We start from the raw sequence: 17,578 nt of genomic DNA on the forward strand, positions 1-17,578 counted from the left end.
TCGATCAGGAAAGGGCGGGGCGTCTGCCGGCAAGTTCAGACGCGGAGATGGTCGCCGCGGTCGAACAGGGCGGCCATGTCAGGCTTGGACAGGAACACCCAGGCATAGGCGGTCAGGGCCATGCCCAGCGGGCCGGCCAGCACCGCCAGCCAGGCCGCGCGCTGGCACCAGGCCAGCCCGGTGCGGCGCGACAGCAGGCGCGCGGTGTGCAGCTGCACGAAGCCCAGCGCGGCAGCCAGCGCTGAAACGACGCCGTACACGGTGGCCAGTACCGCGCCATCGTCCAGCCCGCGCGAGCTGGCAACCAGGCCGATGAAACCGAGGAAGGCCAGCGCGGCCATCCAGTGGAAAACCGCCAGCGCGTAGAACAGCACCTTCAGCGTCTGCAGGTGGCTGCCCAGCTGAAGGTGCGCCAGGGTCTGCTGCGGCAGCGGCGGCGGTGCGCCCGGGCTCGTCATGCCGCCGTGCCCGCTGTGTCGAACGCGGCCTTGACCTGCGGACGCAGCAGCGTGATCAGGCTGAGTACTCCCAGCACGGTACCGATCGGCGTGAACAGACAGGCCAGCCCGGCCACGATCAGGCACAGCAGGTAGCGGCGGCGGCGGGCCAGGCAACGGCCGGCGTAGGCCACGAACGCGCCCAGGGTGACGCCACCGAACACGATGACACAGCCGATCACGACGAACATCCAGCCGAACACGCGCTGTTCGGCCGGCGACGAGGGCTGGCCGCCGGAGTTCATCGGCAGGTTGCCGGTGAGCGCGGTGACGCCGAGCACGATGTGGACGATGAAGATCAGCGAGAACAGCGCGATCAGGCCGCCGACCACGTAGTGCGCGATTGACAGCATGCGCAGGTGGTCGGCGTCCTGGGGGCTGAACGCCGGTACCGCCGTCGTTGGCGGCGGCACGGGGGTAGGGGGCAGCGGGGGCATTGCGTCCATGCGGGCTCCTCGGGGCCGGGTTCAGCCGATGCGGACGCGCTCGGCGCCTTCAGCAGTGACCACCTGGCCGATGGTCCAGTGGTCCAGGCCCTGCGCCTTGACCGCCTCGGACACGGCGGCGACCTGGTCGGCTGCCACGATCAGCACGAAGCCGATGCCGCAGTTGAAGGTGCGCCACATCTCGCTGTCGGCCACGGCGCCTTCCTTCTGCAGCCACTGGAACACCGGCGGCAGGGTCCAGGACGAGGCCTGGATGTCCAGGCCGAGGCCGTCGGGCACCACGCGGATGATGTTCTCGGTCAGGCCGCCACCGGTGATGTGGGCCATGCCGTGGATGGCCTCGCCGTGCGACTTCAGCAGTGCCAGGATCGGCTTCACGTACAGGCGGGTCGGTGCCATCAGCGCGTCGACCAGCTTCACGCCGCCCTCCAGCTCCAGGTCGGCCGGGCGGCCGGCGCGGTCGTAGATGCGGCGCACCAGCGAGTAGCCGTTGGAGTGCGGGCCGGACGAGGCGATGCCGATCAGCACGTCGCCGGCGGCCACGCTGGCGCCGTCCTTCAGCTCGCTCTTCTCGACCGCGGCGACCGTGAAGCCGGCCAGGTCGTACTCGCCCGGGGCATACATGTCGGGCATTTCAGCGGTTTCGCCGCCGATCAGCGCGCAGCCGGCCTCGGTGCAGCCGTTGGCGATGCCGCCCACGACCGCTGCGGCGGTGTCGATGTCCAGCTTGCCGGTGGCGAAGTAGTCCAGGAAGAACAGCGGCTCGGCACCCTGCACCAGCACGTCGTTCACGCACATGGCGACCAGGTCGATGCCGATCGTATCGTGGCGGTTCAGCTGGTGGGCCAGCTTCAGCTTGGTGCCCACGCCATCGGTACCCGACACCAGCACCGGCTCGCGGTACTTGTTGGACAGGTCGAACAGGGCGCCGAAGCCGCCCAGGCCGCCCATCACTTCCGGGCGGAAGCTGCGCTTGACCAGGGGCTTGATCCGCTCGACCAGCGCGTTGCCGGCGTCGATGTCGACACCCGCGTCACGGTAGGTGAGGGGGGAAGGGGCGGAAGACGGGGTGTTGGTCACGGGCGTCGGCGCTGGCAGGGGTTGAATGAGCGATTTTAACAGGCCGCATTGGCGCAAAGGCCGTATTCGGGCAACAATTCCCCCGGATTCGTCGAGCCAATGGATGTCCTGATGCGCCGCAGCCTGATTCTGACCCTGCTCCTTGCACTGAGCCTGCCGGTGGCCACGATGGCCCAGAGCGGCCTGCGCACCGAGGGAGATGTCGCCACCGCTTCGGGGGCCTACGAGGCCGAAGTGCCCGTCAACAGCCAGGCCGAGGCCGATCGCAACGGTGCCCTGGCCCGTGCCCTGAGCGTGGTGCTGGGCAAGCTGTCCGGCGACCGCAACGTGATGTCACGCCCCGGCGTGGTGCAGGCGCTGCGCAATGCCAAGGACTACGTGGCCAGCTACGACTACAAGCAGGACCAGAGCGTGGGTGCCAGCGGCGCACCGAGCTTCCGGACCCTGCTGGTGGCCCGCTTCCGCGAGGACGACGTCGATTCGCTGGTCTCGGCGCTGGGCCTGCCGCTGTGGCCGCAGCCGCGACCGAAGCCGGTGCTGTGGCTGGCCGTCGACGACGGCAGTGGCCCGCGCCTGGTCAGCGTGCAGCAGGCCAATGCCGCCCGCCCGCTGCTGAACCGCGCCATCGAGCGGGGTTACAAGCTGGGCCTGCCCAGCGGCGGTGCTGCCGAACAGGCCCTGGCCGGTGCCATCTGGCGCCAGGACAGCGCCGCCGTGGCCCGTGCCTCCTCGCGCTACTCGCCGCCGATGCAGCTGATCGGCAAGCTGTACCGCGCCAACGGTGGCTGGCAGGCGGACTGGGTGTTCGTCGACAACGGCCGCGAACTGAACAAGTGGACCAGCAAGGACGCCAACGCCATGCGCGCGATGGCCGCCGGTGCCGACGGTGCCGCCGATGCGCTGGTCAAGCGCTATGCCAAGGCCGGCGTGGCCGTCGGCCAGGCCGGCACCTACCGCCTGGTGGTGACCGGCATCAACAGCGCCGATGACTACCTGCGGCTGGCCGCTGGCCTGCGCGAGGTGCCGGTGGTGCGCAACGTCACCCCGCTGCACGCCTCGGCCGGCCAACTGGAGCTGAGCGTGGAGATGACCACCGGCCTGGCCGGCTTCAACCGCATGCTTGGCGACAACGGCGTGCTGGTGCCAAGCGCGCCGCTGCCGGCCCTGCCGACCCCGATCGATGACACCACCGGTGCCCCGGTGGCCGCGCCGGTCAGCAACGAGTACCGCCTGCGATGATCCTGAGCCCGGAAGCTGAAATCGCGCAGTTCCTGCGCCGGCTGAAGTACATCCTGTTCGCCGGCCTGATCGGCTGGGTGGTGTGGCTGCTGGCGCCGATCCTGACCCCGTTCGTGCTGGCACTGGCGCTGGCCTGGCTGGGTGACCCGCTGGTGGACCGCATCGAGGCCACCGGCCGCTCGCGCATGACCGGCGTGGTGCTGGTGTTCGCAGCGATGGTGCTGGTGATCGTGGCACTGCTGCTGGTGCTGGTGCCGATGATCGAGCGCCAGATCACCACCCTGATCGCGGCCGCGCCGCAGGCGCAGGCGTGGCTGATGCAGACCGGCATCCCCTGGTTCGAGCACAAGACCGGCCTGGAAGTGATGCAGTGGCTGGATCCGGACCGCCTGATCGAATGGGTGCGCAGCCATTGGCAGCAGGCCGGCGGCTTCGCCACCACGTTCATGGGCTACGTCTCGCGTTCGGGCTTTGCGATGGTGACCTGGGTGGTCAACATCCTGCTGCTGCCGATCCTGGCGTTCTACTTCCTGCGCGACTGGGACAAGCTGGTCGAGCGGGTGGCCTCGGTGATTCCGCGCAACCAGATCGGCACCATCAGCGCGCTGGCGCGTGAATCCAACGAGGTGCTGGGTGCGTTCATCCGTGGCCAGTTCCTGGTGATGCTGGCGCTGGGCGTGATCTACGCCGGTGGCCTGTCGCTGGTCGGCCTCAAGCTGGGCCTGCTGATCGGCCTGATTGCCGGCCTGATCAGCTTCATCCCGTACCTGGGCGCGACCACCGGCGTGCTGATGGCGGTGATCGCCGCGCTGGTGCAGGCGCAGGGCTTCGACCTGAAGCTGCTGATCCTGGTCGGCGTGGTGTTCACCGTGGGCCAGCTGCTGGAAAGCTACGTGCTGACCCCGCGCATCGTCGGCGACAAGATCGGCCTGCACCCGGTGGCGGTGATCTTCGCGGTGATGGCCGGCGGCCAGCTGTTCGGCTTCCTCGGCATGCTGCTGGCGCTGCCGGTAGCGGCGGTGACCAACGTGCTGCTGCGCTATGCCCACCAGCGCTATCGGCAGAGCGAACTGTACGTGGGCGAGAAGCCGGCGATCGTGCTTGATGGCGTGGTCGACGCGCCCCATATCATCGTTCCGGACGACAAGGGCCCCGACCTGAAGTGATGGGTGTGCCGCAACTGCCGCTGGCCCTGCATTACCCGCGGGACCAGCGCCTGGAGACCTTCATCGGCGCGCCGGATGGCGCGCTGGCGCAGCTGCGCGCGATCGCGGTTGGCGCCAGCCACGACTGGGTCTACCTGGAAGGTGCGGCGGGAACCGGCAAGACCCACCAGGCGCTGGCGATGTGCTCTAGCGCCGAGCAGGCCGGACGGTTGCCGACGTACGTGCCGCTGGCCAGCGCCGCCGGCCGTGTCCGTGCGGCGCTTGATGGGCTGGAAGCGCGCGAACTGGTGGCGCTGGACGGCCTGGACGAGGTTGCCGGCAACCGCGAGGATGAGATCGCGCTGTTCGATTTCCACAACCGTGCGCGCGCTGCGGGCGTGACCGTGCTGTACACGGCACAGAAGGCGCCGGGCGAACTGGGCCTGGTGCTGCCGGACCTGCGCTCGCGGCTGGGCCAGTGCGTGCGCGTGCTGCTGCAGCCGCTGGATGAGGAAGGACGGGCGGCGGTGCTGCGCGAGCGTGCACTGCGACGCGGCCTGGCCATCGACGAAGCGGCCATCGAGTGGCTGCTGTCGCACACCGGCCGTGAGCTGGGTGGATTGATCACCCTGCTGGACTGGCTGGACCGCGAATCGCTGGCGGCGAAGCGGCGGATCACCGTGCCGTTCCTGCGCCAGGTGCTGGAAGAAGGCCGGCCTCGTTACTGAGGGATGTTGTTCGGCAGGGCTGCGCCCTGCACCCGCAGAAGCAACGTCAACGTCAAAAGCTGGCTTCCTGAGGGGAGGCGGGGCGCTGTGGGCTTGCGGGGCCGCCGTAAACCCGTCCCTGGGGGCTTGGTCGCCGCATCCATGCGGCTCACACCCCGCAAGCCCACAGCGCCCCGCCTTCGACAGGTTCCCGCGATCTGCCTGGTCTCTGTACTGCACTGCTGTTGGTGGGTGTCGACCTTGGTCGATACGTGTCTTGCTTGTGGTGGGTGACGACCGTTGGTCGTCACCAGAGCGAAGCGACCCGCTTCTGCTTTTCTTTCTTTCTTCCGTGGCTGGACGCGCACGGAAACTGTCAGAGGCCGGGCGGGGTGGGTTCGCGGGGGTGTCCGCGGCATGGATGCCGCGGCCAAGCCCCCAGGGACGGGTTCACGGCGTCCCCCGCGAATCCACCCCGCCCGGCCAAGCAAGGCTACTGCTCTCAAAACGTCCAGCCACGAGGGGCTCAGCCGTTCGCCGCCAACTCCGCATCCAGCGCGCGCAGGCGATCCACGGTGCCGACGTCGGTCCAGCGCCCGCGATGGTGCTGCCCGGTCATCAACCCCTGCGCCATGAAGTGCTTCTGCAGCGGCACCACCGAGAACTTCGGTGGCAGCCGCTCGCTGCCCGGCGCATCGCCGATCACCGCGCGCCAGTCGGCCACGATCGAAGGACGGTACACGCCGATGCCGGCATAGGTCAGGCATGGTCCTTCGCGGTCGTGGTGCAGGAACCCCTGTGCATCCAGGCGGTAGTCACCATTCGGGTGCTGAACCGGATTGTCGACCAGCACCAGGTGCGCCTGGCCCTGCGGCTCGCGCGGCAGCGTGGCGAAATCGAAATCGGTCCAGATGTCGCCGTTCACTACCAGGAACGGGGCATCGCCCAGCACCGGCAGGGCGTTGAGGATGCCGCCGCCGGTTTCCAGCGGGGTCTGCCCTTCGTACAGGAAATGCAGGCGCAGGCCCCACTGGCTGCCATCGCCAAGCGTCGCCGGGAACTGTTCGGCCAACCATGCGGTGTTGACCACCACCTCTCGCGCGCCGAGTGCGGCCAGGCGTTCCAGGTGCCAGACGATCAACGGCTTGCCAGCCACTTCCAGCAGCGGCTTGGGCGTGTGCAGGGTCAGCGGGCGCATGCGCTCGCCGAGGCCGGCGGCAAAGACCAGCGCCTTCATCGGGCCACGCGCATCGGCGCGCCCAGCTCGGCCAGTGCCGGCTTGATGCGGTCGTCCAGCAGCTGCTGCAGCGGTGCCAGCTCGCGGTAGCGCGGCAGCACTTCATCCAGATAGGTGATGAAGCGCGGTGCGTCGTCGAGGTAATGGCCCTTGTTGTCGCGGTAACGCAGCCGGCAGAACAGGCCCAGGATCTTCACGTGGCGCTGGATGCCCATCCAGTCGGCATCGCGCAGGAAGGTGGCGCGGTCGGGCACCGGCAGGCCGGTGTCGCGGGCGCGCTCGTGATACTGCGCCAGCCATTCGTCCACGCGTTGCAGTGGCCAGCTCAGGAAGGCGTCCTTGAACAGGCTCACCGCATCGTAGGCGATCGGGCCGCGCACCAGGTCCTGGAAATCCAGGACCGCGGGGCCGTCGTCGACCGGCATCAGGTTGCGCGGCATGTAGTCGCGGTGGGTCATCAGCTGGGCCTGGCCCAGCGCGTTGTCCATCAGGCGGCGATGCACCAGCTGCAGGCCTTCGATCTCGCCGCAGTCCAGTTCAAGGTTCAGGTGGCGCTGCAGGAACCATTCGTCGAACAGGCCGGCATCGCGCTGCAGCAGTGCTTCGCCGAACTGGCCGAAGTCGGCCGGCACCGGGATCGCCTGCAGGCGCAGCAGCTGCTCGATCGAACGACCGAACCATTCGTCAGCGTTGCGCTCGTCGAGGATCCTGGCCAGGGTCGGGCCGCCGAGATCTTCCAGCAGCAGGAAGCCGGCATCCAGGTCCTGCGCGAGCAGCATGGGCACGCGCAGACCGCTGTCGTGCAGCAGGCCGCGCATGCGCAGCCACGGCCGCGGATCTTCCAGCCCCGGCGGGGCGTCCATCACGATGTGGCTGCCGCGCGTGCTGGTGGTGCGCCAGTAGCTGCGCATGCCGGCGTCAACCGAAGCGCGTTCGACCACCGCGTTGGCATCATCGAGCTGGGTACGGGCCCACTGCAGGCGCTGCGCGCTGCGCTGGGGATCGGAGGCGGGTTCGGTCATGCGGGCATATCCGGGCGCGCCGGGCGCGCCAACGTCGGCAACAGGAAGGGAAGGGGGAGCGGCGTCAGCGGCGACCGCTGAACAGGCGCAGGACGGCCAGCACGGCCACCGCGCCCACCACCGCGCCGAGGAAACCGGCCGGTTCGCCGGGGGCGTACCAGCCCATGTACTGGCCGAACCAACCGGCCAGCAGGGCACCAAGGATGCCCAGCACGATGGTCAGCAGGCAGCCCATGCGGTTGTTGCCGGGCATGAAGAAACGCCCGAGCAGGCCGACGAAGAAGCCGACCAGCAGGATGTACAGCCAGCTGCTGCTGCCGAACAGACCATTCATGCGCGCGGATTCCGCTTGAGTGTGGACGCAGCCTAGCAAGGCCAGGCTGCGTCCGTCACGAGTGCCGGATCAGCAGCAGCCGTGGTCGCCGTGGCGGGTGCCGCTGTCGGCAGCCACCGGCGAGCCGCTGGTCTCGCCGCGCAGGCTGGCGGCGTAGTGCTCGCTGATCACCTTGGACACACAGGCGGTGACCTTCTTGCCCATCGGGATGTGCAGGAACTCGTTCGGGCCATGCGCATTGGAGTGCGGGCCGAGCACGCCGGTGATCATGAACTGCGCGCCCGGGAACTTCTCGCCCAGCATGCCCATGAACGGGATCGAGCCGCCTTCGCCCATGTACATCGCCGGCTTGCCGAAGAAGGCCTGGCTGGCGTCGTCGATGGCCTGGGTCAGCCACGGCGCCATCGCCGGGGCATTCCAGCCGGTGGAGGCCTTTTCCAGGTCCAGGGTGACCTGCGCGCCGTTCGGCGGGTCGCGCAGCAGTGCTTCCTTCAGCAGCTCGCCGCAGGTCTTGCCATCGGCGGTCGGCGGCAGGCGCAGCGACAGCTTCACCGAGGTCTGCGGACGCAGCACGTTGCCGGCCGATTCCAGCGGCGGCATGCCACCGACGCCGGTGACCGACAGCGCCGGGCGCCAGGTACGGTTGAGCACCAGCTCGGTCAGGTCCTCGTTCATGGGGCGCAGGCCGTCGACCATCGGGAACTTCTCGAAGATCTCGGTATCCACCACTTCGGCGGCACGCTTGGCCTGTTCCAGGCGCTCGGCCGGGATCTCCACGTTCATGCCGTCGATCAGGATGCGGCCGGTGTCCTGGTCCTCGATGCGCGAAAGGATCTGGCGCAGCAGGCGGAAGCTGGACGGGATCACGCCGGAGGCATCGCCGGAATGCACGCCTTCGTTGAGCACCTTCACGGTGAAATTGCCGCCGGTCAGGCCGCGCAGCGAGGTGGTGCACCACAGCTGGTCGTAGTTGGCGCAGCCCGAATCCAGGCAGACCACCAGCGACGGCTTGCCGATGCGGTCGGCCAGGTGGTCGACGTAGGCCGGCAGGTCATAGCTGCCGGACTCTTCACACGCTTCGATCAGCACCACGCAGCGGGCGTGCGGAAGGCCCTGGGCCTGCAGTGCCAGTACCGCAGCCAGCGAGCCGAAGATCGCGTAGCCGTCGTCCGCACCGCCGCGGCCGTACAGCTTGTCGCCGCGCAGGACCGGGGTCCACGGGCCGAGGTCGTCGTCCCAGCCGGTCATTTCCGGCTGCTTGTCCAGGTGGCCATAGAGCAGGATGGTGTCGTCGCCGGTTTCGGCGCCGGTAGCCGGAATTTCCAGGAAGATCAGCGGGGTACGGCCTTCCAGGCGCACCACTTCAACCTTCAGGCCGGGCAGCTGCTGGGCCTTGGCCCAGTTCTCCATCAGGGTGACCGCCTGTTCCATGTAGCCGTTCTGCACCCAATTGGCGTCGAACATCGGCGACTTGTTGGGAATGCGGATGTAGTCGACCAACTGCGGGACGATTTCGCTGTCCCACTTGTCATTGACGAATTGGCCGAGCTTGGCGCTGTCCATCTGAAACTCCGGTTGCATGGGCTGATCCGGCCATTCTACGCCTGTGCCGCGGGTAGGGTTTTTCCTACATCACGTCGGGTATTTGGCTGGCTTACGGAAATCCGGGAAACCGATAGGCTGTGCACATGTGGTGACGGACACTGTTCCTGCCGACGGGATTGCCGGTCGGGGCGGCCAGAATCACAGGGAGATACACGTCGTGCCTTGGTTTGTCGTGTTGAGGGCGCTGGTGCTGGTAGTGGGGATCGCTGGGGCGCATGCCGCCGAACCGATCGACATCAACCGCGCCGATGCCCAGGCGCTGCAGCAGGGATTGACGATGGTCGGAGCCGCCAAGGCCGAGGCGATCGTCGAGCACCGGCGCAGACACGGCCCGTTTCATCGCGTCGAGGACCTGACGCAGGTGAAGGGAATAGGGAAAGCGATCGTCGAACGGAATCGACAGCGGATCACCGTAGGCAACAGGTTGTTGCCGGCGGATCCGGTACCCGGATCGGTACCGGTGCGGACCGTACCCAGGCGCTGACAGCAGGAATCGTCGGAACCGGCAGGAGGCTGGTTCACCGGTCACGGACAGGAAGGCCGTGACCACCGACCGCCGCAGGACGCGGCACCAATCACCAGGATGGTGGCATCACAGACCTGTGGAAGGGGCTGAGATACAAACAGGACAGACGCGGCCGCGTGCAGGATGCAACGCTACCCCCACAGCGCAGGATGCGAGGGGGCGGCAGCAGGCCGACAAGGACGTAACGATTGCCCGGCACGACACATGGCTGTGTCGCCGGGCAATTTCATTTCCGGCGCCTGGTTTTGCCGCGGCCACCACGGGCCGATGGTGTACGGTGGCCGCTCCGCATGGAAAGGACCCCGCTGGATGCTTGTGCACCGCCCCACGACCCTGATGCTCGCCCTGGCACTGACCCTGCCACTGCTGGCCCATGCCGCTGCGCCGACGCCGACAGCCAAGCCTGCGGCCGAAGCCAGCACCGCCGACGTGCGCGGGCCGACCGACCTGAAACCGGGCGAGTACCTGTGGCATCCGGAAATCTCGCCGACCGGCCCGATCGTGCTGGTGGTCAGCCTCGATGAGCAGCGTGCCTACGTTTACCGCAACGGCATCGCCATCGGCCTGACCACGATCAGCTCGGGCAAGGCCGGGCACGAGACGCCGACCGGCGTGTTCACCATCCTGCAGAAGGACAAGGACCACAGGTCCAACCTCTACAACAGCGCGCCGATGCCCTACATGCAGCGGCTGACCTGGGATGGCATCGCCCTGCATGGCGGCAGCCTGCCCGGGCATCCGGCCTCGCATGGCTGCGTGCGCCTGCCGCAGGCGTTCGCGCAGAAGCTGTTCAGCGAAACCCAGCGCGGCGATACGGTGGTGGTGGCCGACGCCAAGAGTTCGCCGATGACCCTGGCCTATCCTTCGGTGCTGGCCCCGGTCAACGCGCGCGGCCAGGCTTTGCCGGAAACCGAGGGCGGGGCCCCGGCGCAGGCCTGGTGGGACGACAGCGCAGCCCCGGCCGGGCAGGTCGGCATCCTGGTCAGCCTGCATGACCAGCGCCTGTACGTGCTGCGCGATGGCGTGATGATCGGCGAGTCGCCGCTGAAGGCCGACGCCCTGCCGGCATTCCAGGGCACCACGCTGTTCGTGATGGGGCAGGGCTACAGCGATACGCCCAGCCCGCTGGACGTGAACCAGCGCCTGCACCAGTGGACGGCCTATCCGCTGCTGGGCCAGGATCGTGCCCAGGCCACCCCGGACCTGCTGGCCACGCCCTCGTTGCCAATGGCGCTGCCGGCCGATTTTGCCCGCCAGCTGTACCAGGTGCTGGTGCCGGGCACGACCCTGCTGGTGACCTCGTTGCCGGCGGTCCGCCCAAGCCCGGCTGAATCCGGAATGCAGCCGGTCTTGGAATCCGAGCCGCCAGGGTCCACCCTCAAGGGCAACTGAGTCCCCTCGTTGTGCCCATGACTGCATCCCGCCTGTGCCGGCTGGCCGCGTTCGGCCTGCTGGCGACCTCGGCCAGCGCCCCGGCGCTGGCACAGACGCCCGCCCTTGCCACCAGCGCTGATGATCTGGCTGCCTTGCTGTCGCGCAGTGCGCCCAAGGCCGACCGCCACGTGTTGCAGCTGGCGGCGCACGCCATGCGCTGTGCGTTGCAGCGGCCGGAGCTGGGCATCAACGGTGATCGTCTCAGCGTGATCGATTATTCGCGGCCGTCCACCGAGCCGCGCCTGTGGGTGTTCGACCTAGCCCACCAGCGCCTGCTGTTCGAGGAATGGGTGGCGCATGGCCGCAACAGCGGCGAGAACCGCACCCAGCACTTCTCCAACCGCGATGGGAGTTTCATGTCCAGCCTCGGCGCGTTCACCGCGCAGGAGACCTACATGGGCGGTAATGGATATTCGCTGCGCCTGGCCGGGCTGGAGCCGGGCTTCAACGACCGTGCGCGCGAACGCGCGATCGTCATCCACGGTGCGCCGTACGTGAACCCGGCCACCGCGCAGCTGCAGGGGCGCTTGGGTCGCAGCCTGGGTTGCCCGGCGGTGCGCCTTTCGGTGGCCAAGCCGCTGATCGATGCGTTGCGTGGCGGCACGATGGTGTTTGCTTACTACCCTGACCAGGATTGGCTGAAGCACTCGCAGCTGCTGGCCGGCGGATGCGGTGGCCAGGGCACGCTCGCTACGCGGTGATGCATGATGGCGCGTGGCGTGATGCAATGTGCCGATGAACGTCGACTCCCTGTTGCACACTCCGAGCCAGGTCATTTCCAGCCTGGACTATCGTCGCGAACGCTGGCGGAATGGACTTGGCTGGACCCGCGAGATCCTGCGCCTGCCCGCACAGGGTGATGACTGGGCGCTGCGCCTGTCGGTGGCCGAGATCGAGCAGGACGCTGCGTTCTCCACCTTCCCCGGCGTGGAGCGCGAACTGGTGCTGCTGCAGGGCAATGGCGTGCGCCTGCGTTTCGAGGATGGCCGCGTGGCCCAGGTGCTGCCGCCGCACGGGCGGGTGCGCTTTGCCGGTGAGGAAACGCTGCACGGTGAACTGGTCGATGGCACCACCCACGACTTCAACCTGATGTGGAAGCGCGAGCTGCTGCAGGCCGAACTGCTGCACCGGCCGCTGGTGGGGTCGATGTTCTTCTTCTGCGAACCGGGCGTTGCGTGGGCGCTGCATCTGCTGGCCGGACAGGCGCAGTTCGGTGCCGATAGTGGCCTGCCGGCGCTGCAGGCGGGAGACACCGCGTGGTTGGCGGGGGGCGAGAGGCAACGGCATGCGCTCAGCGGTGGTGGCGAGTTGTTGGCGATACGGGTGAGCGCGGCGGGGGCATGATTTCTGGGCGCCGGTGGGCGCCATCCACGCATGGCGTGGATCTACTGCCGTGCGGTTGCCACCATGCCTGGACACGCCGTCATGGTGCGGCTGTGGTTGGGGTCAGAGCCCTTTCCTGCGGAAAGGGAACCGACCCCGACGGTTCGTTCAATACACATCGCGCCGGTAACGACCGGCCAGCAGCAGCGCTTCCCTGCCTGCGGTACCCAGCACCCGCTCGATCACTGCATCCACGCCCGGGGCCATGCCCTGCAGGCTGCCGCAGACCAGGATCGTCGCGCCTTCATCGACCCACTGCCGCAGCGTCGCCGCTTCGGCCTGCAGCCGGTCCTGCACATAGCGATGCGCGCCGCCGTCGCGGCTGAACACTGCATCCAGCCGTGCCAGCGTTCCGCTCGCCAGCATTGCCTGCAGCTCGTCGCCGAAATGGAAGTCGTGTGCGGCGGTGCGCTCACCGAACAGCAGCCAGGTGCGGCGCGCGCCACGCTGGGCACGTTCGTGCAGGTGCGCGCGCAGGCCGGCGATGCCGGTGCCGTTGCCGATCAGCAGCAGCGGTACATCGGCGGGCACGCCATGGAAATTGTCGTTGCGGCGCAGCCGCAGTTGCACCGGTTCGCCGATGGGCGCGTGGTCGCACAGCCAGCCGCTGCCGATGCCGGGTGTACCGTCGGCGCGCAGTTGGCGGCGCACCAGCAGCTCCACCGCGCCGTCGGCCATCACCGAGGCGATCGAGTACTCGCGATGCGGCAGCGGTTGCAGGGTTGCCAGCAGTGCGGGCAGATCACCCGGGGGAACCAGCGAGGGCAGATGCGAGCGCTCGATACGGGCCAGTAACGCCTGCCCGTCATCCAGCACGGTGTCTGCATTGAAGCCCTGTGCATCGAGCCAGGCGCGCGCGCTGTGGCGTGGGTGCTGCGGGCCGATCTCGGCGATGTCGCCGGCCTGCCACTGCACATCGACGCCAGGCGGTGGCTGCAGGCGCACCCGGTACACCGGGCCGCCGGGGTTGCCCGGATTCAGATGCTGGCGTTGCAGCAACGTCCACGGCTGATACTCGGCCGGGCTCCAGTCAGGCAGTTCAGTGGCGCCTCCGCCAAGTTGTCCCAGCAACTGCTGCCAATGTCGCAGCGCCGCCGGATCGGCATTGTCGACCTCGATCGCATCGAACAGCGGGTGCGCGCCATGCTGGCGCAGCCACTGGTCCAGCTGGTGGCCGAATCCGCAGAAGTGGCCATAGCTGCGGTCGCCCAGCGCTAGCACGCCGTACTGCAGATGCTGCAACGGAGGCGGCGCGGCCATCACCCCGCGCAGGAACCGCAGGGCGTGGTCGGGCGGATCGCCTTCGCCGGTGGTGCTGGCAATGAACAGCGCGCGCTGGCTGTCGGCCAGCAATGCCGCATCCACCTCGTGCAGTCCGCGCACACGCACCGGCACGCCGGCACCACGCAGGGCCTCGGCACTGCGTTCGGCCAGTTCGCGGGCAAAGCCGGTCTGGCTGGACCAGACCAGCAGGAGCGGTGCGGTATCGGCGGACGCCGCATCATCGCGCGGACGAGTGCGCCACCACAGGGCTGCGCAGGCCAGCGCGTACAGCGCGGTGGCGATGATGGCGATCTGCGATTGCCGTGCCGGCGGTGCGCCCTGCCACCAGGCGTCGCCGAGGTGCAGGCGCAGCAGCGCCCAGGCGATCAGCGCCAGTACGATCAGTACAAGTGTGTTGCCGAGCCACGCACGCGATGGCCGAGTGCTCATGCGTCCTGCCCGTCGAGCAGGCGCTGGAAGGCGCTGCTGAGAAATTCCTGCGGGGCGTCTGCGGTGCGTTGCAGGTAGCGCGCGGCCAGTCCTTCGCGCTCGGCCAGCGCCATACCCTGTTCGCGACCCAGCACGGTCAGTGCGGTAGCCCAGGCATCGGCGTGCATGGCGTCGTCGGCCACGACGGTGACCGCTGCGGCGACCTGCTGCACCGGCCTGCCCGTACGCGGGTCGAGGCTGTGGCTGTAGGCCTCGCCATCGGCCTGGTACTGGTGCCAGCGATCGCCCGAAGTGGCCACCGCCTTGCCGTCCAGCGCCAGCACCCGTGGCGGGGTTTCGGTGTGCACATCCTCTTCCGGTGCGGATTCCACCAGCACGCGCCACGGTTGGCCGTCCGGTTTGCGGCCGTAGCCGGCCAGTTCGCCGCCGACTTCGATCAGCGCCGCCCCAATCCCTTGCCTACGCAACCAGGCGGCGACGTGATCGACGCCGAAGCCCTTGGCGATCGCAGAGAGATCCAGTTCCAGCCGGCCCGGTTGCAGCAGCGCATCATCCTGCCACTGCAGGCGCTGCCAACCGCAACGCTCACGGGTGGCCTGCAGGGTAGCGGCGTCGGGCTGGCGGCGTTCACCGGCATGTGCACCGAAGCCCCACAGTGCAACCAGCGGACCGATGGTGGGATCGAAGGCGCCGTCACTGGCGGCAGCGATGGCCTGTGCGCAGGTCACAACGTGGCGGGTCTCCGCCGGCAGCACGCACCATTGGCCAGCGTCGGCGCGGTTGTAGCGGCTCAGATCCGAGCCGGGCTCCCAGGTGCTCATCTGCGCGACCACGTCGTCCAACCGCGCCTGGATGCCGGCGTGCAGCGGGTGCAGGTCGCGCTGGCGCGACGCGACCAGCGACACGCTCCAGGTGGTGCCCATGGTGGTGCCACCGAGGCGGGCGATGTCGAGATGGGAATCGGTCATGGTGATGCGTTGCGGTGGCGATGCCGGGGAACGCCCGGCATCGCGGTCCACATTACTGCGGCAGCACTTCCAGCGTGGCGACGTAGCTCAGGCGGCGCTTGGCGGCCTGCTTCACCGACGTCTTGTTGTCCTCGGTGCCGGTCTCCAGCCAGTACATGCCGGCTTCCGGCCAGGTCACCTTGATCTCGCCCTTGGCATCGCTGGTCAGCTTCAGCTCGTCCTGCGCGTTGCGGTAGCGGGTGGCGCCACGCACGATCTCGAACTGCAGGCCGGCGGTCGGCTTGCCATCGACCAGCACGCGGAAGGTGGCTTCCTCGCCGGCGAACAGGTCGTTCGGGTGGCCGACGGCGACCAGCTCGATGCCACGGTTGGTCGGCTTCAGCGCGGTGTCGTTCGGCGCACCGTTGGTGACAAAGGTCTCCACGCGGCCGATCGACTGGCTCACTTCCAGCTTCTTCGCATCCTTCGGCAGTTCACCGAAGGTAGCCACGCTGCCGCGCCAGCGCTTGCGCTCGCCGTTCTGCTCGTACGTGGCGAACAGGCCGTCATTGACCGACGCGATGCGGTAAGTGCCCGACTGCTTCAGTTCGATGTCGAACACGCTGCGGTACTTGCCGGTCGACGCGTTCTGCGGCTGCACGGTGCTGCCGTCCGGCGCGGTGATCACCAGCGATTCCAGGCGCAGCGGCACGTGGTTGAAGTAGAACAGATCGTTGGAGACCGCACCGTCGACGGTGATCCACGGCGCGTTGCCGGCGATCACGGTCTGCGAGGGCAGCAGCCAGGCCTTGTGGGCCAGGGCGGAGAAGGGAAGGGCAGCGGCCAGGGCGGCGGCGAGGACGAGCGTGCGCTTCATGCGGAAGACTCCAGTTGGAAGGGGTCGGATCCCTTTCCAGCGGAAAGGGCTCTGACCCCGAGGGATAGGGCGATGGGGTCAGAGCCCTTCCTGCGGAAGGGATCCGACCCCGGCTCAGGCAGTTATGGTTTGACGGCGAGGGTGACCTGGCCCAGTTCGGTGGCGCCCTGCGCCTTGCCGTTCTGCGCGGCGGTGGCCGGCCAGGTGAAGGGGATCTTCAGCAGTTCGCGGCCACCGACTTCGCGTACCGCTTCCACCACCAGGGTGTAGTTGCCCGGGGCCAGTTGCTTCAGTGCCGGCTGCCTGTCGTTGAACGACAGCGCGTGCTTGCCGGCCGGGCGGGTCGGGCCGGTCACGCCGTCCACCGGCACCTGCAGGGTGCGGCCGCTCTTGCGCCACCACTGGCGCAGGTCCGGCAGCCATTTGGTGCCGTGGCCTTCGCTGTTGCTGGTCTGCTGGTACCAGACCGACAGGTTGGCCGCGACCTTCTGGTCGGCGCCTTCCAGCCACACCGCCACGTACGGGCGGTGGTACTCGGCCACGTTGAGCTTGGGCACTTCGACGTTGATGTCGAGGGTGGTGGCGTACGCCGGCGAGGTGGCCAGCAGGCCGCTGAGGGCGATGGTCAGGGTGACGCGCATGGGGCGGCTCCGGAAACGAAGGAAAGTCAGTGGATCAGCAGCAGGGCGATCAGCAGCGGAATCATCAGGCCCAGGCCGACCAGCGGCCAGGTCATGCGCCGCTGGCGTGCATGCAGGTGCAGCAGGAACAGGCCGGTGATGCAGAACACCAGGCAGGCCACGGCGAACAGGTCCAGGAACCAGCCCCACGCCGGGCCCGCGTTGCGGCCCTTGTGCAGGTCGTTGAGGTAGGACACCGCGCCGCGCGAGGTTGATTCGTACTCCACCGCGCCGGTCCCGCGATCGATGCTCAGCCAGGCGTCGCCGCCGGGGCGCGGCAGCGACAGGTAGATCTCCTCGGCCGACCACTCTGCCGGGCGCCCGCCGATGGCGATGCCCAGCTGCGTGTCCAGCCAGTGCCGGGCCGGGCGCGGAATCGGTGCATTGCCGTTTTCGCGCGTGCCGAGCTGGCCGAGCAGATCGGCCGGCAGTTCCAGATGCTGGTTCTGCACCTGGGGTTTGGCTTCGATCTTCGCGGCGTGGTTGAGGGTCAGGCCGGTCACCGCGAACAGCAGCATGCCGATCAGGCACACCGCCGAGCTGATCCAGTGCCACTGGTGCAGCGTCCGCAGCCAGAAGCCACGGTTCTGTTGCTGCGCCACGGTGGAAGAGGCAGGACGGCTCACGGCACGGTTCGAGGCGGACGGGGACTGCCCATTACATCATTGATGAGAATAGCTCGCAATTGCGTGTCGTTCTGTATCGC

Annotated in this window: 19 protein-coding genes; 7 read left to right on the forward strand and 12 right to left on the reverse strand. The window is 68.3% G+C overall.

Translation table 11 applies throughout. The annotated features are described in order from the left end of the window. Window positions 1-35: 35 nt before the first annotated feature. Genes VG566_RS03925 through purM form a run of 3 tightly spaced genes read right to left on the reverse strand, consistent with a single transcriptional unit; the run spans window position 36 to window position 2,023 of the window. Entirely contained in the window at window positions 36-458 is a 423-nt protein-coding gene (locus tag VG566_RS03925; protein ID WP_014646242.1) for a hypothetical protein, read from the reverse strand. After that, a complete protein-coding gene (locus tag VG566_RS03930; RefSeq protein ID WP_032957615.1) occupies window positions 455-943 on the reverse strand; it encodes a hypothetical protein in 489 nt (162 codons plus the stop codon). The genes VG566_RS03925 and VG566_RS03930 overlap by 4 nt, the downstream gene beginning before the upstream one ends. 21 nt (window positions 944-964) lie before the next feature. Next, the gene (gene purM, locus VG566_RS03935) at window positions 965-2,023 is read right to left on the reverse strand and encodes a phosphoribosylformylglycinamidine cyclo-ligase (RefSeq protein WP_049405378.1); all 1,059 of its coding nucleotides are present in this window, start codon (window positions 2,021-2,023) and stop codon (window positions 965-967) included. Window positions 2,024-2,122: 99 nt separating this feature from the next. Here purM and VG566_RS03940 point away from each other — a divergent pair, with 99 nt between their 5' ends. Genes VG566_RS03940 through hda form a run of 3 tightly spaced genes read left to right on the forward strand, consistent with a single transcriptional unit; the run spans window position 2,123 to window position 5,135 of the window. Beyond that, window positions 2,123-3,262: a DUF2066 domain-containing protein gene (locus VG566_RS03940; RefSeq protein ID WP_032957235.1), complete on the forward strand. Its 1,140-nt coding sequence runs from the start codon at window positions 2,123-2,125 to the stop codon at window positions 3,260-3,262. Further along, window positions 3,259-4,428 (forward strand): AI-2E family transporter, encoded by a 1,170-nt coding sequence (locus VG566_RS03945; RefSeq protein ID WP_014646246.1) that lies wholly within the window; start codon window positions 3,259-3,261, stop codon window positions 4,426-4,428. The genes VG566_RS03940 and VG566_RS03945 overlap by 4 nt, the downstream gene beginning before the upstream one ends. After that, on the forward strand, window positions 4,428-5,135 hold the full coding sequence (gene hda / locus VG566_RS03950) for a DnaA regulatory inactivator Hda (RefSeq protein WP_014646247.1): 708 nt from the start codon (window positions 4,428-4,430) through the stop codon (window positions 5,133-5,135). Before VG566_RS03945 ends, hda begins: the two co-directional genes overlap by 1 nt. A gap of 505 nt (window positions 5,136-5,640) precedes the next feature. Here hda and murU read toward each other — a convergent pair. The 4 genes from murU to VG566_RS03970 all read right to left on the reverse strand — a co-directional run bounded on the left by murU (window position 5,641) and on the right by VG566_RS03970 (window position 9,270). Further along, complete coding sequence (gene murU / locus VG566_RS03955) at window positions 5,641-6,351, reverse strand: N-acetylmuramate alpha-1-phosphate uridylyltransferase MurU (protein ID WP_241884086.1); 711 nt, start codon at window positions 6,349-6,351, stop codon at window positions 5,641-5,643. Next, window positions 6,348-7,373, reverse strand: a complete 1,026-nt coding sequence (locus tag VG566_RS03960) for a phosphotransferase (RefSeq protein ID WP_241884087.1) — start codon at window positions 7,371-7,373, stop codon at window positions 6,348-6,350. Before VG566_RS03960 ends, murU begins: the two co-directional genes overlap by 4 nt. A 64-nt stretch (window positions 7,374-7,437) precedes the next feature. After that, on the reverse strand, window positions 7,438-7,707 hold the full coding sequence (locus VG566_RS03965) for a GlsB/YeaQ/YmgE family stress response membrane protein (RefSeq protein ID WP_005415577.1): 270 nt from the start codon (window positions 7,705-7,707) through the stop codon (window positions 7,438-7,440). Between the two features lie 69 nt (window positions 7,708-7,776). Continuing rightward, window positions 7,777-9,270 (reverse strand): M20 family metallopeptidase, encoded by a 1,494-nt coding sequence (locus tag VG566_RS03970; RefSeq protein WP_032957377.1) that lies wholly within the window; start codon window positions 9,268-9,270, stop codon window positions 7,777-7,779. A 199-nt stretch (window positions 9,271-9,469) separates the two neighbouring features. Between VG566_RS03970 and VG566_RS03975 the strand changes: the two genes are divergently transcribed. From VG566_RS03975 to VG566_RS03990, 4 genes are all read left to right on the forward strand, one after another. Next, window positions 9,470-9,796 (forward strand): ComEA family DNA-binding protein, encoded by a 327-nt coding sequence (locus tag VG566_RS03975; RefSeq protein ID WP_014036262.1) that lies wholly within the window; start codon window positions 9,470-9,472, stop codon window positions 9,794-9,796. Between the two features lie 351 nt (window positions 9,797-10,147). Then, window positions 10,148-11,230: a L,D-transpeptidase gene (locus VG566_RS03980; protein WP_041863141.1), complete on the forward strand. Its 1,083-nt coding sequence runs from the start codon at window positions 10,148-10,150 to the stop codon at window positions 11,228-11,230. Between the two features lie 17 nt (window positions 11,231-11,247). Further along, the gene (locus VG566_RS03985) at window positions 11,248-11,973 is read left to right on the forward strand and encodes a murein L,D-transpeptidase catalytic domain family protein (protein ID WP_032957373.1); all 726 of its coding nucleotides are present in this window, start codon (window positions 11,248-11,250) and stop codon (window positions 11,971-11,973) included. A 34-nt stretch (window positions 11,974-12,007) separates the two neighbouring features. Continuing rightward, the gene (locus VG566_RS03990; RefSeq protein WP_241884088.1) at window positions 12,008-12,616 is read left to right on the forward strand and encodes a HutD family protein; all 609 of its coding nucleotides are present in this window, start codon (window positions 12,008-12,010) and stop codon (window positions 12,614-12,616) included. A gap of 147 nt (window positions 12,617-12,763) precedes the next feature. Here VG566_RS03990 and VG566_RS03995 read toward each other — a convergent pair whose 3' ends face one another. The 5 genes from VG566_RS03995 to VG566_RS04015 form a co-directional block, all read right to left on the reverse strand. Beyond that, a complete protein-coding gene (locus VG566_RS03995) occupies window positions 12,764-14,368 on the reverse strand; it encodes a sulfite reductase subunit alpha (protein WP_423172599.1) in 1,605 nt (534 codons plus the stop codon). Beyond that, window positions 14,365-15,336: an FAD:protein FMN transferase gene (locus tag VG566_RS04000; RefSeq protein ID WP_041864081.1), complete on the reverse strand. Its 972-nt coding sequence runs from the start codon at window positions 15,334-15,336 to the stop codon at window positions 14,365-14,367. Before VG566_RS04000 ends, VG566_RS03995 begins: the two co-directional genes overlap by 4 nt. A 52-nt stretch (window positions 15,337-15,388) precedes the next feature. Continuing rightward, complete coding sequence (locus VG566_RS04005) at window positions 15,389-16,192, reverse strand: DUF4198 domain-containing protein (protein WP_049405594.1); 804 nt, start codon at window positions 16,190-16,192, stop codon at window positions 15,389-15,391. Between the two features lie 122 nt (window positions 16,193-16,314). Beyond that, on the reverse strand, window positions 16,315-16,833 hold the full coding sequence (locus VG566_RS04010; RefSeq protein WP_005408420.1) for a DUF2271 domain-containing protein: 519 nt from the start codon (window positions 16,831-16,833) through the stop codon (window positions 16,315-16,317). A 26-nt stretch (window positions 16,834-16,859) separates the two neighbouring features. After that, a complete protein-coding gene (locus tag VG566_RS04015) occupies window positions 16,860-17,498 on the reverse strand; it encodes a PepSY-associated TM helix domain-containing protein (protein ID WP_014646258.1) in 639 nt (212 codons plus the stop codon). Between the last annotated feature and the right edge of the window lie 80 nt (window positions 17,499-17,578).

The organism is Stenotrophomonas sp. CASM114 (assembly GCF_049384325.1).
GTDB lineage: Bacteria > Pseudomonadota > Gammaproteobacteria > Xanthomonadales > Xanthomonadaceae > Stenotrophomonas > Stenotrophomonas muris.